This window comes from Amaricoccus sp. (assembly GCF_017993425.1).
Lineage (GTDB): Bacteria > Pseudomonadota > Alphaproteobacteria > Rhodobacterales > Rhodobacteraceae > Amaricoccus.
On record NZ_JAGOMQ010000002.1, the window covers coordinates 145,846 to 159,655 of the forward strand.

A 13,810-nucleotide genomic window follows, 5' to 3' on the forward strand; every position below is an offset into this window, starting at 1 on the left:
CGCCCGGCCTCGCGGACTAGACTCCCGCGCCGAGGGGGAGGGAGGCCGCGATGACGGAGCCCTACGCCACCCACGAGGTGCTGAACCAGCCGCCGCCGCTCGAGGACTACGACGCCTTCGCGGCCGATCCGGCGCTCCCCGTCATCCTCGCCGCCTTCGGCGGCGACTGGGCCGCCGGGCGCCTCTCCCGCGCCGGGGCGACCGTCGCCTCGGCCGAGATCCGCCGCCTCGCCCGGCAGGCCGACCGCAACCCGCCGGAGCTCGTCACCCACGACCGCTTCGGCCATCGCGTCGACCGGATCGAGTTCCATCCCGCCTGGGCCGAGCTGATGCGCCGCGCCATGGCCGATGGCGTCCATTCCCTCGCCTGGACCGCGGCGCGCCCCGGCGCGCAGGTCGCCCGCGCCGGGCTCGCCTATCTCTGGGCGCAGGGCGAGGCCGGGATCATGTGCCCTCTGACCATGACCCACGCCGCCATCCCGGTGATCCGCCGCGACCCGGCGCTGCGCGAGGCCTGGGAGGCGCTGCTGCTGTCGCCGGACTACGACGGGCGCCAGATGCCGGCCGCCGGCAAGCACGGCGCGACCTGCGCCATGGCGATGACCGAGAAGCAGGGCGGCTCGGACCTCCGGCAGGTCGCCACGATCGCCGAGCCCGCCGGCGGCGGCCTCTGGGCGCTGACCGGGCACAAGTGGTTCTTCTCGGCCCCGCAGTCGGACCTGTTCCTCGCGCTCGCCCGCACCGCGAAGGGCGTCACCTGCTTCGCGCTGCCCGGCTGGCTGCCGGGCGGCGCGCGCAACCGGCTGCTGCTGCAGCGGCTCAAGGACAAGTGCGGCAACCGCTCGAACGCCTCCTCCGAGGTCGAGTTCCGGGGCGCCCTCGGCACGATGCTGGGCGAGGAGGGCCGCGGCATCGCCGCGATCCTCGAGATGGGCCACCTCACCCGCATCGACTGCGCGCTCGCCTCGGCCGGGCACATGCGCCTCGCCGTCGCCGAGGCCGCCTGGCACGCCGCGCACCGCTCGGCCTTCCAGCGCCGGCTGATCGACCAGCCGCTGATGCAGGCGGTGATCGCCGACCTCGCGCTCGAGGCGGAGGCCGCCGCCTGGCTCGCCTTCCGCGCCGCCGCCAGCCTCGACGCGCCGGCCGGCGCCGGGGGCGAGGCGGAGCGCCGCCTCGGCCGCCTGATCACCCCGATCGCCAAGTACTGGATCTGCAAGCGCGTGCCCGCCGTCGTGGCCGAGGCGCTGGAATGCCACGGCGGCAACGGCTTCGTGGAGGACCACCTGATGGCGCGCCTCTACCGCGAGGCCCCGCTGAACGGCGTCTGGGAGGGTTCGGGCAACGTCATCTGCCTCGACATGCTGCGCGCCGCCGCCCGCGACCCCGAGAGCGTCGGCCTGCTCCTCGACGAGCTCCGCGCCGCCCGCGGCCGCCTTCCCGCCTACGACCGGGCGCTCGCCGCAGCCGAGCCCGCGCTGGCGGAAGCCGGCGAAGGAGAGGCCCGTCGGGTCGCGGAGCGCCTCGCCGTGGTCCTCTCCGCGGCGCTGCTGCTGCGCCATGGCGATCCAGCCGTGGCGGAAGCCTTTGTGGCCTCTCGACTCGCGCCGGATCGGGGCGTCGCCTTCGGCGCGCTGCCTGCGGGGGTCGACGCGGCCGCGCTCGCCCGACGTGCGGAGCCGTCGGAGGAAACATCGGCAAGATTATGATATAGTGCGATATTCTAGGATGATGCTCAGGCTCGGGTCCGTCTCGCACGCCGCGATGATGCCGTTGTAGCGCGCAACCAGCCCGGCCAGCGTCGCCCGCCGTCCGGCGGCGCTGAAGCCGCCGTCCGCCATCAGCGCCGCGACGAGGAACTGCTCGGCCCCGAGCACGTCGATCCGCTCCGCCACGCGGGCGTTCTCGGCCAGCGCCACGGCGACGGCGACCCGGCGGTCGAGCGTGACGAGCACGGCGCGGAGCCCCGCCTCGACGTTGTCGCGGCAGCGCGCGATCACCGCCTCGCCGGGCGCGGTCGTCACATGCACCGCCACGTCGCCGACGAGGAAGTCGCCCGCGCGCCCGAGCGCGGCGTCGGCGGTGGAGAAGGCGTGATGCGTCACCGCGCCGGCGCCCACCGAGCGCTCCAGCGCCGCGCCGACGAGGTGCTGGAGCATCGCGCCGGCATGCTGCATCCCCGGGGTCTCGCGCTGGCGCTCGGCCGCCTGCCGCAGCAGGTCGGCCAGCGCCGGGCGCAGGCCGCGGGCCGGGTCGAGCCGCAGGCGGAACGGCTTGGCCGCGAGGAAGGCGCGCACCTCGCCGACCCAGAACGCCTCCGCCGCCGCGAGGTCCACCGGCCCGGCCGCGGCCAGCGCGTTCAGGCAGGCGACGTAGCTCCGCATGTTCTCGATGCTGCCGCGGCTGGTGCGCCCGGCCTCGCGCGCCAGCACGCGCGTCTCGCCGTGGTCGGCGAGGATCGCCTGCACGGCCGCGAAGCCGAGCCCCAGCACCTGCCCGCCGCGCCCGGTCAGCAGCCGGTCGGGATCGAGCGGCAGGCCGTGCTCGACGGCGTGGCGGGTGACGACCAGCGCCACGGAGAGCGGCCCCTTGCCGCGGAAGGCGCGGTGCGCCTCGCGGAAGCGGGCGAGCGCGTCCCGCAGCGCCTGCGTCACGCGGCGGCGCGCGCCCGGTCGGGGGCGGCGGCGAGCAGCGGCTCCAGCAGGTGCGCCGCGAGGAAGCGCACCACCGGTACGGCGACGCCGTCGCCGGCGAGGTGGTAGGCCTCGTTGTAGTTCGCGGGCAGGCGGTAGCTGTCCGGCAGCCCCATCAGCCGCGCCGCCTCGCGCGGGGAGAGGAGCCGCGAGCGGACGCGTCCGTCCTCGACGAGCAGCAGCGTCTGGCGGCTCGACCCGCCGGCCGGCGTGCGCAGGCAGCCGGCGACGTCGTCGAACCGCACCTCGGCCCGCACCACGCCGGCGCGGGTGCGCTTGTAGACCGTGCCGACATGCCGGCCGCCGGCAGCCTGCGCCGCCGCGACCTTGGCGCGGTTGACCGGGCTCATCGAGGCGAGGAGCCGCTCCGTCTCCGCCCCGGCGCGCCAGGCGACGCCGGAGGGCGTGTCCTCGATGACGCCCGCGAGGCTTTGCCCGTGGGGCGCCGGCGCCGGCAGGCGCCACCAGACCCAGCCCTTGAGCCCGGCGCGCGCCTCGACCAGCGCCGGCGGATGCCAGCGCGGCAGCGGCCGGCGCGCCGCCAGCCCCTCGGGCAGCGGGCCGTCGTCCTCCACCGCGACGAAGAACAGCCGTGGCCGCGACTGCGGCAGGAAGTCGACCGCGTTCGCCACCACCGCGCCGAAGCGGTAGCCGGCCTCGGCCAGCGCCCGGCCGATCGCGGCGAAGTCGCGGCCGCCATGCGAGGTGAGCGCGCCGACGACGTTCTCCAGCACCACGAGGCGCGGGGCCCGGCCCTGGGCGCGCAGGTCGGTCACCAGCTTCCAGAACGGCCAGAACGTCCCCGACCGCGCGCCGCGCAGCCCGGCGCCCGCCCCGGCGAGCGACAGGTCCTGGCAGGGGAACGAGGCCCAGACGAGGTCGGGAACCCCGGGCAGGTCGGCCGCTGCCAGCGTGGCGACGTCGGCGACGCGCAGGTGCTCCGCCCCCCAGTTCGCGGCGTAGGCGGCGGCCTTCTTGGCGTCGAGGTCGTTGGCGAGGAGGCAGCGCCAGCCCGCGCCGAGCCCGGCGCGCGCCATGCCGCCGCCCGCGAAGAACTCGTAGTAGCCGCCGCCCGCCATCGCCGTCCGCCCTCCCGCCGATTCGGCGCTCGTTCCGCCTATGTTCTCACTCTTCCGCGTCCTGCTCAAGCGCCAGCTCGGGCTGCGGCCGGCCCGGGGCAGGGCGGTTGTCGAGGAGGCCCGCGGCGCGCAGCTCGGCCACGCCGGGCAGGTCGCCGGCGGATTCGAGGCCGAAATGGTCGAGGAAGGCCGGCGTGACCACGAAGGTCATCGGCCGGCCGGGCGTGTCGCGGCGGCGGCCGAACTTGACCCAGCCGAGCTCCATCAGGAGGTCGATGGTGCCGCCCGAGACGGCGACGCCGCGGATCTCCTCGATCTCGGCCCGGGTCGCCGGCTGGTGGTAGGCGATGATCGCCAGCGTCTCGACGGCGGCGCGCGAGAGCTTGCGCGTCTCCACCGCCTCGCGGGCCATCAGGAAGCCGAGATCGCCCGCGGTGCGGAAGGCGAAGGCGTCGCCGAGGCGGCGCAGCTCCACCCCGCGGCCTTCGTAGCGGCGGCGCAGCCCGGCGATCGCCTCGGGCACGTCGCATCCCTCCGGCAGGCGCTCGGCGATCTCGCGCGAGCTGAGCGGCGCGGCGGCGGCGAAGAGCACCGCCTCGACCATGCGCTCCTGCTCCGGCATCGGCGGGATCGCGAAGTCGATCGCGAAGCGCGACGTGGTCTCGTTCATTCCTCGCCTCCCCTGGCGCGAAGGTAGATCGGCGCGAAGACGCCTTCCTGGCGGATGCTGAGCCGGCCGGAGCGCACCAGCTCTAGCGCGGCGGCGAAGCTCGCGGCGGTGGCGGAGCGGCGCTTGACGGGATCGGCCGCCCAGTCGCCGGGCAGGAAGGCCGAGAGCTCGGTCCATTCCATCGCCGCCGGGATCAGCCCGCGCAGCCGCTCCAGCGCCAGCTCCATGGTGTAGACAGGCCCCCGCTCCAGGTGCAGCGGCTGGAAGGCGTCCCTGGTCTTGATCCGCGCATAGGCGCGCAGCAGGTCGACGAGGCTCGCCTCGTGGATGACGCGGGTCTCCCTGGTCACCGCCTCCGGCGCGCCGCGGGCGAAGACGTCGCGGCCGAGGAGGTCGCGCGCCATCAGCCGCGCCGCCGCCCCGCGCATCGCCTCGAGCCGCTCCAGCTGGAAGGCGAGATGGGCGGCGAGGTCCTCGCCGGAGGGGCCCTCCTCGGTCGGGTCGGGCGGCAGCAGCAGCCGCGACTTCAGGTAGGCGAGCCAGGCGGCCATCACGAGGTAGTCGGCGGCCAGCTCGATGCGCAGCGCCCGCGCGGTCTCGACGAAGGCGAGATACTGCTCGGCGAGGCGCAGGATCGAGATCTGGCGGAGATCGACCTTCTGCGCGCGGGAGAGCGTCAGCAGCAGGTCGAGCGGTCCCTCGAACCCGCCGACGTCGACCACCAGCGCCTCGGCGGCGCGGCGCTCGCCGGCAGGGTCGAAGAAATCGTCAGGCACCGGCGGGCGCTCCCGTCAGCGCGGCGAAGGCCGCGTCGAGGGCGGCGGCCTCCTCCGTCATGGCGCGACCCCGCAGCGCCAGCGCCGCCGCGGCCCGGGCGGCGGCCCTGCCGGCGAGGCGGGGCGCGCCGGCGACGACCTCGGCCGCCTCCGCCGGGTTGCCGTTGCAGTGCAGGAGCATGTCGGCCCCGGCGGCGACGGCGCGCTCGGCTCGGGCGCGGAACGGGCCGTCGAGGGCGCGCATCGAGAGGTCGTCGGTGATCAGCAGGCCGTCGAAGCCGATCTCCTCGCGGATCGCCCGGATGACCGCCGGCGACAGCGTGGCCGGGGCGTCCGGGTCGATCGCCTCGAAGACGACATGCGCCGACATCGCCATCGGCAGATCGGCGAGCGCCCGGAACGGCGCGAAATCGGCGGCGAGCGCCGCACGGCCGGCGGCGACGCGGGGCAGGGCGAGATGGCTGTCGAGCCCGGCGCGGCCGTGGCCGGGCATGTGCTTCATCACCGGCAGCACGCCCCCGGCGAGCAAACCCTCGGCGACCGCCCGGCCGATGATGGCGACCGCGGCGGGATCCGGCCCATAGGCGCGGTTGCGGATGATCGCGTGCGTCTCGGGATGCACCAGATCGAGCACCGGCGCGGCGTCGACGTCGATCCCGACGGCGGCGAGCTCGTGCGCGATCAGGCGGTAGCGCAGGCGCATCGCCTCCGCCGCGCGGGCGGCGTCCGGCTGGCGGGCGCATTCGTCGAGCGCCGGCAGCCATTCCCGCCACGGCGCGCGCAGGCGGGCGACGCGGCCGCCCTCCTGGTCGATCAGGATCGGCGCGTCGCGGCCCACGGCCTCGCGCAGCGCGCCGGTCAGGCGGCGCAATTGCCCCGCGTCGACGACGTTGCGGGCGAAGAGGATGAAGCCCCAGGGGTCGGCCTCGGCGAGGAACCGGCGCTCCCCGGCGCCGAGGTCCGGGCCGAGGCAGCCGAGGATGACCGCCCGGGGCGCCATGCTATTGCAGCGTGACCGGGATGCAGTCGACGCCGCGGGCGCGCAGCGCCTCGCACATCTGCCGGGTCTGGTCGGCGCTGTCGAAGCCCGCGACCCGCAGGCGGTAGAACACGCGCGCGTTCGCGGTGGTGCGCTCGACATAGAGGCTCTTCGAGCCGAGCAGGTCGGCGTGCCGCCGCGACAGGATGTTCCAGGCCTGCCGCGCGATGCCCTCGCTGTCGAAGGCGCCGAGCTGGACGAGCCGCGTGCCGGACTTGACGCTCGCCACCTCCCGCGCCGCAGGCGCGGCGGCCGCCTTCGCCGCGGCCGGCGTGGCGGTCGCCGCCGGCGCGGCTGCGGTGATCCGCACGAGACCGGAGGGCCGGCGCATCGGGCCGGGCCCGGTCGCGGCGGCGGTCGCCGCGGGATCGGGCGTCGCCGCCGGATCGGCAGGGACGGCCGCCGGGTCGGCCCCCGACTGGGCCGCCACGGCCTCGGCGACGGCGGCCATCACGGCATTCTCCGGCGTGGCGGCGGGCGAAGCCGGCGCAGCGGCCACGCCGGACGGGCCGTCGTCCGGGAGCGGCATCCGCAGGTCCTCGCCCGCGGGCAGCGCGTCCTCCCCCGTCACCGCCGGCGCGGCGACGACCAGCTCGCCCTGCGGCGCGTCCTCGTCGGCGAGCGGGTTCGGCGTCACGGCGATCGTCGTGTCGGCGCCCGGGTCCTTCGCGGGCCGGCCGGCGAGGACGCCGTTGACCTCCAACCCCTGATGCGCGGCGCGCAGGCCGCCCGGCTCCTCGGGCTGGATGCGGGTCGGGCCCTCCATGGCGCGGATGATCGGCACCTCGCCCGCGTCGCGGGTGCCGAGCCGGTAGGCCCAGAGCCCGAGCCCCCCGATCAGCGCCAGGAACAGGACCGCGCCGGCCACCCGCCGCGCCCCGTCGGAGACCAGCCGGCCGGAACCGGCGGCAAGGGAATCATATTCGTCGGCGTAAAGCTCGCTCATGGGGGCCTTGCCTGTTTTCACACACCATAGCTTGTGTGTGCCTCTGCTCCAACCCCTAAATGTCTAACGGACGCTTAACGCATCTCGCCCATCGGGGTGTGCGAAGGATAGCAAGGCCAGCACGGATGACAACCGCCGTGATGGCGCCGTGATGGGCAGGGCGCGGCGGCGCCCGTCAGCGCATCTCGTCCATCGGGGCGACTCCGAGGATGCCGAGGCCGGCGGCGATCACCGTGGCCGTTGCGCGCACCAAGGCGAGGCGGGCGCGGGTGGTCTCCGGGGCCTCGGCCTGCACGAAGCGCAGCTCCGGCTCGATCTTGCCCTGGTGCTGCAAGGCGTGAAAGACGCCGGCCAGGTCATAGAGATAGAAGGCGATCCGGTGCGGCTCGTGGTTCTGCGCGGCGAGCGCCACGAAGCGCGGCCATTCGGCGAGCTTCTTCGCCAGCGCGAGCTCGCCCGTCGCGCCGAGGGGCGCGAGGTCGACGGCGGCCAGCGCGGCGTCGTCGAGGGCGAAGCCCGCCTCCCCGGCGCGGCGCGCCACCGAGAAGGCGCGGGCGTGGGCGTACTGGACGTAGAAGACCGGGTTGTCCTTCGACTGCTCCAGGACACGCTCGAAGTCGAAGTCCAGCGCCGCGTCGTTCTTGCGGGTCAGCATGACGAAGCGGGCGACGTCGCGGCCGACCTCGTCCACCACGTCGCGCAAGGTGACGAAGGTGCCGGCCCGCTTGGACATCTTCACCGGCTCGCCGCCCTTGGTGAGCTTGACGAGCTGAATGAGCTTGACGTCGAGGGGCACCCGGTTGTCGGAGAGCGCGGCGACGATGGCCTTCAGGCGCTTGACGTAGCCGCCGTGGTCGGCGCCGAGGACGTCGATCAGCTCGTCGTAGCCGCGCTCGACCTTGTCGAAGTGATAGGCGATGTCGGGGGCGAAGTAGGTCCAGCTGCCGTCGGACTTCTTCACCGGGCGGTCGACGTCGTCGCCGAAGGCGGTGGCGCGGAAAAGGGTCTGCTGGCGCGGCTCCCAGTCCTCGGGGGTCTTGCCCTTGGGGGGCTCGAGCACGCCCTCGTAGAGGAGGCCCTTGCCCTCGAGCGCGGCGAGGGCGGCCTCGATGCGGCCGGTGCCGTAGAGGGACTTCTCGGAGAAGAAATGGTCCATCCCGACGCCGAGGGCGGCGAGGTCCTCGCGGATCATCGCCATCATCGCGGAGGTGGCGAAGTCGCGGACCTCGGCGAGCCAGACCGCCTCGCCCTTGTCGAGGAGGCTGTCGCCGTAGCGGGCCTTCAGCGCCTCGCCGACCGGGATCAGGTAGTCGCCGGGATAGAGCCCCCCGGCGATCTCGGGCTCGAGCCCGCAGGCCTCGCGGTAGCGCTCGAAGGCGGAGCGGGCGAGGACGTCGACCTGGGCGCCGCCGTCGTTGATGTAGTACTCGCGGGTGACGTCGAAGCCGACGAAGCCGAGGAGGCTGGCGAGCGCGTCGCCGAAGACGGCGCCGCGGGCGTGGCCGACATGCATCGGGCCGGTGGGGTTCGCCGAGACGAACTCGACGTTGACCTTGCGGCCGGCGCCGAGCTCGGAGCGGCCGAAGCCGGCGCCTTGGGTGAGGATGGCCGGCAGGACCGAGAACCAGACGGCGGGCGCGAGGCGGAGGTTGAGGAAGCCCGGGCCGGCCACGTCGACGCCGACGACGCCGGGGGCGCCGGCGAGCTCGGCCGCCAGCGCGACGGCGATGTCGCGGGGCGGCAGGCCGGCGGGGCGGGCGAGCGCCATGGCGGCGTTCGAGGCCATGTCGCCGTGGGCGGCGTCGCGGGGCGGCTCGACCGCGACGGCGGCGAGATCGAGCCCGGCGGGCAGCCTGCCCTGCGCGGCGAGCCGCGCGACGGCGGCGGCGACCTCGGCCCTGACCTCGGCGAAAACGTCCATGCTCTGGCCTCCCCCTGACCGGCCGCGGGTTAGCACGCCCCGAGGGGCGGCGGCAATCGCTGGCGCCGGACGGGGCGCCGGCCTAAGTAGCAGGCCATGACCCGCGCCCCCCTCGTCGCCCTCCTCGTCGCGGCCGCCGCCTCCCCGGGCCTCGCGGAGAGCGTCGTCGCGCCCGACGCCTTCGAGGCGATGTCGGTGGGGCGGACCCTGCACTTCACCCTCGACGGCCAACCCTTCGGGTCGGAGCAGTTCTTCCCCGGGCGCCGCACCCTCTGGCGCTATGCCGAGGAGGGCTGCCAGCGCGGGGTGTGGCGGGCCGAGGGCGCGGCGATCTGCTTCGCCTACGAGGGCATGGAGGGCGCGATCTGCTGGCGCTTCCTCGACACCGGGGCGGGCCACGCCGCAGCGCTGGTCGAGGGCGGCGCGGAGACCGGCTTCCGGCTGAAGCTCGACCACATCGACGCCGCGCCCCTCGACTGCCCGGGGCCCGAGGTCGGCAGCTGAGACCGGGACGCGGCGCGGTGTTCACGCGTGAATATTCGCTAAGCCATTGATTTGTATAGGACGGGTCCGTGGCGCGGAAACGGGCGGCGCGCTGCGCCAGGGCCGTGCGCCTGATGGCCAATCGCCTGCGCTGACGTTGGACGGGTCCGGGCAGATGCACAGTCATCAGCGCCGCATTTCGCGGCGCCGTTCGATTCACTTGAAGCTTGCACTCTCCCGGCTCCGACCGCTCCGCGTCGAGCAGGGGCGCCGTCGCGAGGCGAGGCCGCGCCGCGGATCGACCCTTGCCGCCACCGTCGTGCCGCAGGAAGGGGGCCTACTTGCCGTCGATGACCCGGAACTTGCGCAGGCCGGCCTTGCCCTTGGCGGGGGCGTTGGGGTTGCCCTCGATCGTGCGCAGGCGGGGGCCGGCGGGGGCGGTCTCGAAGGCGGCGCGCTCCTCGGCGAAGCCGGGCATCGCCTCGCGCGGCTCGGCCGTGGCGCTCGGCTCGATCGGGGTCATCGTCACGTCCTCGATCCGGAAGGCGAGGGGCGCGGAGAACAGGTCCGGCTGGCCGGAGGCGCAGCCGAGCACCCGGTTGATGTCGCCGAAGTCGCTGCGCAGCGGCATCAGCAGCATGGTGGCGCGGTAGCGCCCGTTCGCCGCGGTGAGCTTCAGCTCGACCACGGCGGGCTCGGCCATCACCACGTTCAGCAGCCGCTCGAAGCGGACGCGGTCCGCCTCGTCCATGAAGTAGCCGGGCTGCATCCCCCGGACCTCCATGCCCATCATCTCGCAGATCTTCATCCCGGCGAGGCGGATGCGCATGTTGTCGGGCGAGATGCGCTCGACGATGAACATGTTCTCCAGCGCGGATTCGAACTGGCGCGGGTCGATCTCGGCGCGATAGGGCGCGATGCGCCCCGCCCGGAGCCGCTCCCAGTACGATTTGAGGGAGGAGAGCATGAGATCGTTCATGTGGAATCTTGACCAGCTACCCGACCGCGGCTTACCTCGGCGCGCACGTGCGGACGTCCCTTGGTAAACGAAGTCTTCATACGCTACACCAGCGTCGCCGCAAAGTCGCGCGTCCTGCGCCTGTGTCATTAATTTACCGCAAAACGGGTGTGAAGGCGAGAGCGGACTCGCCTTCCGCGGGAGGGGACGGACGATGCCGCTGAGCTCGATGACTGGCTTCGCCGACCTGGCCGGAGAGGCCGAGGGGGTCGCCTGGACCTGGGAGGCGCGCAGCGTCAACGGCCGCGGGCTCGACCTGCGGCTGCGCCTGCCCGAGGGGCTGGAGGCGGTCGAGGCCCCCCTGCGCGCCGCGCTGACGGCCGGGCTCGCCCGCGGCTCGGTCAGCGTCGCGCTGCGGCTCGGCCAGGCCGGGCGGGCGGGGGCGCTGCCGCGCGTGAGCCGCGAGGCGCTCGCCGCCGCGATCGAGGCGGCGCTCGCCGCCGCCGAGGCGGCCTCGGCGCGCGGGCTCGACCTCGCGCCGATGACGGCGGCCGACCTGCTCGGGCTCCGCGGCGTCATCGACCTCGAGACGCACCTCCCCGGCGAGAACCCGGCGGTGGTCGCGGCGCTCGTCGCCGACGCGGCGGCGCTGGTCGCCGCCCTGCGGGCCGCGCGCGACGCGGAGGGCGCGGCGATCGCCGGCATCCTCGCCGGGCAGCTCGACCGGATCGAGACGCTGGTCGCCGCCGCCCGCGTGGCGGCGGAGGCGCGGGCGCCGCGCCAGGCCGAGACGCTGCGCGCCCGCGTCGAGGCGGCGCTCGCCGCCGGGCCGGTGGTCGACGAGGGCCGGCTGGCGCAGGAGCTGGCGCTGATGACGGTGAAGCTCGACGTCTCGGAGGAGCTCGACCGGCTCGGCGCCCATGTCGCGGCCGCCCGGGCGCTGGTCGAGGCGGACGGGCCGGTGGGGCGCAAGCTCGACTTCCTGACCCAGGAGTTCAACCGCGAGGCCAACACGCTGTGCTCCAAGGCGCAGTCGACCGAGCTGACCGCGATCGGGCTCGAGCTCAAGGTCGTCGTCGACCAGCTCCGCGAGCAGGTGCAGAATGTCGAGTGATCCCCTGGCGCGCCGCGGCCTCCTGATCATCCTCTCCTCGCCCTCGGGCGCGGGCAAGTCGACGCTGTCGCGGCGGCTGCTCGAATCCGACCCGGAGGTGCGCTTCTCGATCTCGGCGACGACGCGGCCGCCGCGCCCCGGCGAGGCGGAGGGGCGCGACTACTACTTCCGCTCGCGTCGCGAGTTCGAGGCGATGGCGGAATCGGGCGAGATGCTGGAATGGGCCGAGGTGTTCGGCAACCTCTACGGCACGCCGCGCGCCCCGGTCGAGGCGGCGACGGCGGCGGGGCAGGACGTGCTCTTCGACGTCGACTGGCAGGGCGGCCAGCAGATCCGCAACTCGACGCTGCGCGAGGCGGTGGTGTCGATCTTCATCCTGCCGCCGTCGATCGCCGAGCTGGAGGCGCGGCTGCGCGCCCGCGGGCAGGACCATCCCGAGGTGGTCGAGCGGCGCATGGAGAAATCGCGCGACGAGATCAGCCACTGGGCGGAATACGATTACGTGCTGGTCAACGAGAACCTGCGGCAATGCGAGAGCGAGCTGCGCGCCATCATCCGCGCCGAGCGGCTGCGCCGCGACCGCCAGCCGGGGCTGATGGGTTTCGTCACCCGGCTGAACCGGGAATTCGAGGAGCGGACGGCATGAGTCTCCCCATGAGCCTTTACGAGCTGGACGGCGTGGTCCCGGAGCTGCCGGCCGACGGCGAGGTGTGGATCGCCCCCGGCGCGCGGGTGATCGGGCGGGTGCGGCTCGGCTCCGGCGCCTCGGTCTGGTTCAACGCGGTGCTGCGCGGCGACGGCGAGCCGATCGAGGTGGGCGAGGGGACGAACGTGCAGGACGGCGCGGTCCTGCACACCGACCGCGGCTGTCCCTGCCTCGTGGGCCCGCATTGCACGATCGGGCACACGGCGATCGTGCATGGCTGCGTGATCGGCGAGGCGAGCCTGATCGGCATGGGCGCGACGGTGCTGAGCGGGGCGCGGATCGGGCCGTCGACACTGGTGGGGGCGGGGGCGCTCGTCACCGAGGGGCGCGAGATCCCCGGCGGCGTGCTGGCGGTCGGCCGGCCGGCGAAGCCGGTGCGCGACCTGACCGGGGCGGAGATCGCGGGGCTCAGGGCCTCGGCGGCCGGCTACCGCGCCAACGCGGCGCGGTTCCGGGCGGGGCTCAGGCCGGCAGGGGGTCCGGGGCCGTCATCCTGAGCGTGGCGCCGGTCCCGGCGAGGGCGACCGGCGTCCGGCGGAACGCGGCGCGGTCTCGGGCGCGGTCGTCTGTCAGGCGGGCAGGGGCTCCGGGGCGGTCATCCTGAGCGTCGCGCCGGTCTCGGCGAAGGCGATCTCGGCGGCGCGGCCGGCGGCGTCGAGCTCCTGGCGGAGCAGGGCGAACTGGATGCCGTCGGGGCGCAGCGCCTCCGGCGCGGCGCCGCGGACGACGAGGTCCCAGAGCTCGGCCGGCGGCGCGGTGCGGCGGGCCTCGACGGCGAGCGCCATGGTCTCGCCCTCGACCACGACGCGGGCGGTCCCGCCCATCGGCAGGCTCTTCTCGAGGCAGAGCAGCGCGAGGAAGGCGAGCTTGACGGCGCCGCGCGGCAGGTCGGCCGGGCCGGGGCCCCAGGCGACGGCGAAGCGGCCGGAGAACATCGCCTCGGTGACCGAGCGGATCTCGTCGAGCGACAGGCGGCCCTGGGCGTCGGCGGGGCCGAAGGCGAGGCGGTAGAAGCGCAGCTTCGCCAGCGCCGAGCCGAGCGAGCCGGCGACGAGGTCGAGCTCGGCCGAGCCGGCGGTCTGCGAGAGCTGCATCAGCTCCAGGCCGTTGCCGATGGCGCCCATCGGGCTTATCAGGTCGTGGCAGAGCCGGGCCGAGACCAGCGCGCTGAGATCGGGCGCGCTCACGGCCGGGGCTCCGGGAGGCGGACGGTGAACGAGTTCCTCGAGCCGGGCAACCTGGTGCGCCATCCCGACCGCGAGGACTGGGGGCTGGGGCAGGTGCAGTCGGTGATCGGCAAGCGCATCACCGTGAACTTCGAGCATGCCGGCAAGGTGGTCATCGACGGTTCCCGCATCACGCTCCTCCTGGAGCCGGACCGGCCCGGGGCCGGGGGTTGAGAGGACGCCAGCTTACCTTAAGATC

At 74.7% G+C, this 13,810-nt stretch carries 15 protein-coding genes; 6 read left to right on the forward strand and 9 right to left on the reverse strand.

Features of this window, described 5'->3' with window-relative positions; all coding sequences use genetic code 11:
* Window positions 1-50 precede the first annotated feature (50 nt).
* A complete protein-coding gene (locus tag KBB57_RS01685) occupies window positions 51-1,709 on the forward strand; it encodes an acyl-CoA dehydrogenase family protein (RefSeq protein ID WP_290745802.1) in 1,659 nt (552 codons plus the stop codon).
* On the opposite strand, the gene KBB57_RS01690 is transcribed toward KBB57_RS01685, so the two are convergent.
* The 7 genes from KBB57_RS01690 to argS all read right to left on the reverse strand — a co-directional run bounded on the left by KBB57_RS01690 (window position 1,704) and on the right by argS (window position 9,124).
* Window positions 1,704-2,654, reverse strand: a complete 951-nt coding sequence (locus KBB57_RS01690) for a DUF4928 family protein (protein ID WP_290745805.1) — start codon at window positions 2,652-2,654, stop codon at window positions 1,704-1,706. The two genes, KBB57_RS01685 and KBB57_RS01690, sit on opposite strands and share 6 nt — an antisense overlap.
* On the reverse strand, window positions 2,651-3,772 hold the full coding sequence (locus KBB57_RS01695) for a DNA cytosine methyltransferase (RefSeq protein WP_290745808.1): 1,122 nt from the start codon (window positions 3,770-3,772) through the stop codon (window positions 2,651-2,653). Before KBB57_RS01695 ends, KBB57_RS01690 begins: the two co-directional genes overlap by 4 nt.
* A gap of 46 nt (window positions 3,773-3,818) precedes the next feature.
* Complete coding sequence (gene scpB, locus KBB57_RS01700) at window positions 3,819-4,442, reverse strand: SMC-Scp complex subunit ScpB (RefSeq protein WP_290745811.1); 624 nt, start codon at window positions 4,440-4,442, stop codon at window positions 3,819-3,821.
* Entirely contained in the window at window positions 4,439-5,218 is a 780-nt protein-coding gene (locus tag KBB57_RS01705; RefSeq protein WP_290745815.1) for a ScpA family protein, read from the reverse strand. The genes scpB and KBB57_RS01705 overlap by 4 nt, the downstream gene beginning before the upstream one ends.
* Complete coding sequence (nagZ, locus tag KBB57_RS01710) at window positions 5,211-6,218, reverse strand: beta-N-acetylhexosaminidase (protein WP_290745817.1); 1,008 nt, start codon at window positions 6,216-6,218, stop codon at window positions 5,211-5,213. Before nagZ ends, KBB57_RS01705 begins: the two co-directional genes overlap by 8 nt.
* A gap of 1 nt (window position 6,219) precedes the next feature.
* Window positions 6,220-7,203 carry an SPOR domain-containing protein gene (locus KBB57_RS01715; RefSeq protein WP_290745821.1) on the reverse strand — a complete coding sequence of 328 codons (984 nt, stop codon included), beginning with the start codon at window positions 7,201-7,203 and terminating at the stop codon, window positions 6,220-6,222.
* A 175-nt stretch (window positions 7,204-7,378) separates the two neighbouring features.
* Window positions 7,379-9,124: an arginine--tRNA ligase gene (gene argS / locus KBB57_RS01720; RefSeq protein ID WP_290745824.1), complete on the reverse strand. Its 1,746-nt coding sequence runs from the start codon at window positions 9,122-9,124 to the stop codon at window positions 7,379-7,381.
* A gap of 96 nt (window positions 9,125-9,220) precedes the next feature.
* Here argS and KBB57_RS01725 point away from each other — a divergent pair, with 96 nt between their 5' ends.
* Entirely contained in the window at window positions 9,221-9,628 is a 408-nt protein-coding gene (locus KBB57_RS01725; RefSeq protein ID WP_290745827.1) for a hypothetical protein, read from the forward strand.
* Window positions 9,629-9,944: 316 nt separating this feature from the next.
* Here KBB57_RS01725 and KBB57_RS01730 read toward each other — a convergent pair whose 3' ends face one another.
* Window positions 9,945-10,586 carry a PAS domain-containing protein gene (locus KBB57_RS01730; RefSeq protein WP_290745829.1) on the reverse strand — a complete coding sequence of 214 codons (642 nt, stop codon included), beginning with the start codon at window positions 10,584-10,586 and terminating at the stop codon, window positions 9,945-9,947.
* Between the two features lie 193 nt (window positions 10,587-10,779).
* Here KBB57_RS01730 and KBB57_RS01735 point away from each other — a divergent pair, with 193 nt between their 5' ends.
* From KBB57_RS01735 to KBB57_RS01745, 3 genes are read left to right on the forward strand one after another with little or no spacing between them, the layout of a single operon-like run.
* A complete protein-coding gene (locus KBB57_RS01735) occupies window positions 10,780-11,679 on the forward strand; it encodes a YicC/YloC family endoribonuclease (RefSeq protein ID WP_290745833.1) in 900 nt (299 codons plus the stop codon).
* Between the two features lie 4 nt (window positions 11,680-11,683).
* The gene (gene gmk / locus KBB57_RS01740; protein WP_290745937.1) at window positions 11,684-12,325 is read left to right on the forward strand and encodes a guanylate kinase; all 642 of its coding nucleotides are present in this window, start codon (window positions 11,684-11,686) and stop codon (window positions 12,323-12,325) included.
* Window positions 12,326-12,333: 8 nt separating this feature from the next.
* Window positions 12,334-12,882 (forward strand): gamma carbonic anhydrase family protein, encoded by a 549-nt coding sequence (locus KBB57_RS01745; protein WP_290745939.1) that lies wholly within the window; start codon window positions 12,334-12,336, stop codon window positions 12,880-12,882.
* A 72-nt stretch (window positions 12,883-12,954) separates the two neighbouring features.
* Here KBB57_RS01745 and KBB57_RS01750 read toward each other — a convergent pair whose 3' ends face one another.
* Complete coding sequence (locus KBB57_RS01750; protein WP_290745836.1) at window positions 12,955-13,572, reverse strand: histidine phosphotransferase family protein; 618 nt, start codon at window positions 13,570-13,572, stop codon at window positions 12,955-12,957.
* A gap of 24 nt (window positions 13,573-13,596) precedes the next feature.
* On the opposite strand from KBB57_RS01750, the gene KBB57_RS01755 reads away from it, so the two are divergent.
* Window positions 13,597-13,785 carry a DUF3553 domain-containing protein gene (locus KBB57_RS01755; protein WP_290745838.1) on the forward strand — a complete coding sequence of 63 codons (189 nt, stop codon included), beginning with the start codon at window positions 13,597-13,599 and terminating at the stop codon, window positions 13,783-13,785.
* The last annotated feature ends 25 nt before the right edge of the window (window positions 13,786-13,810 follow it).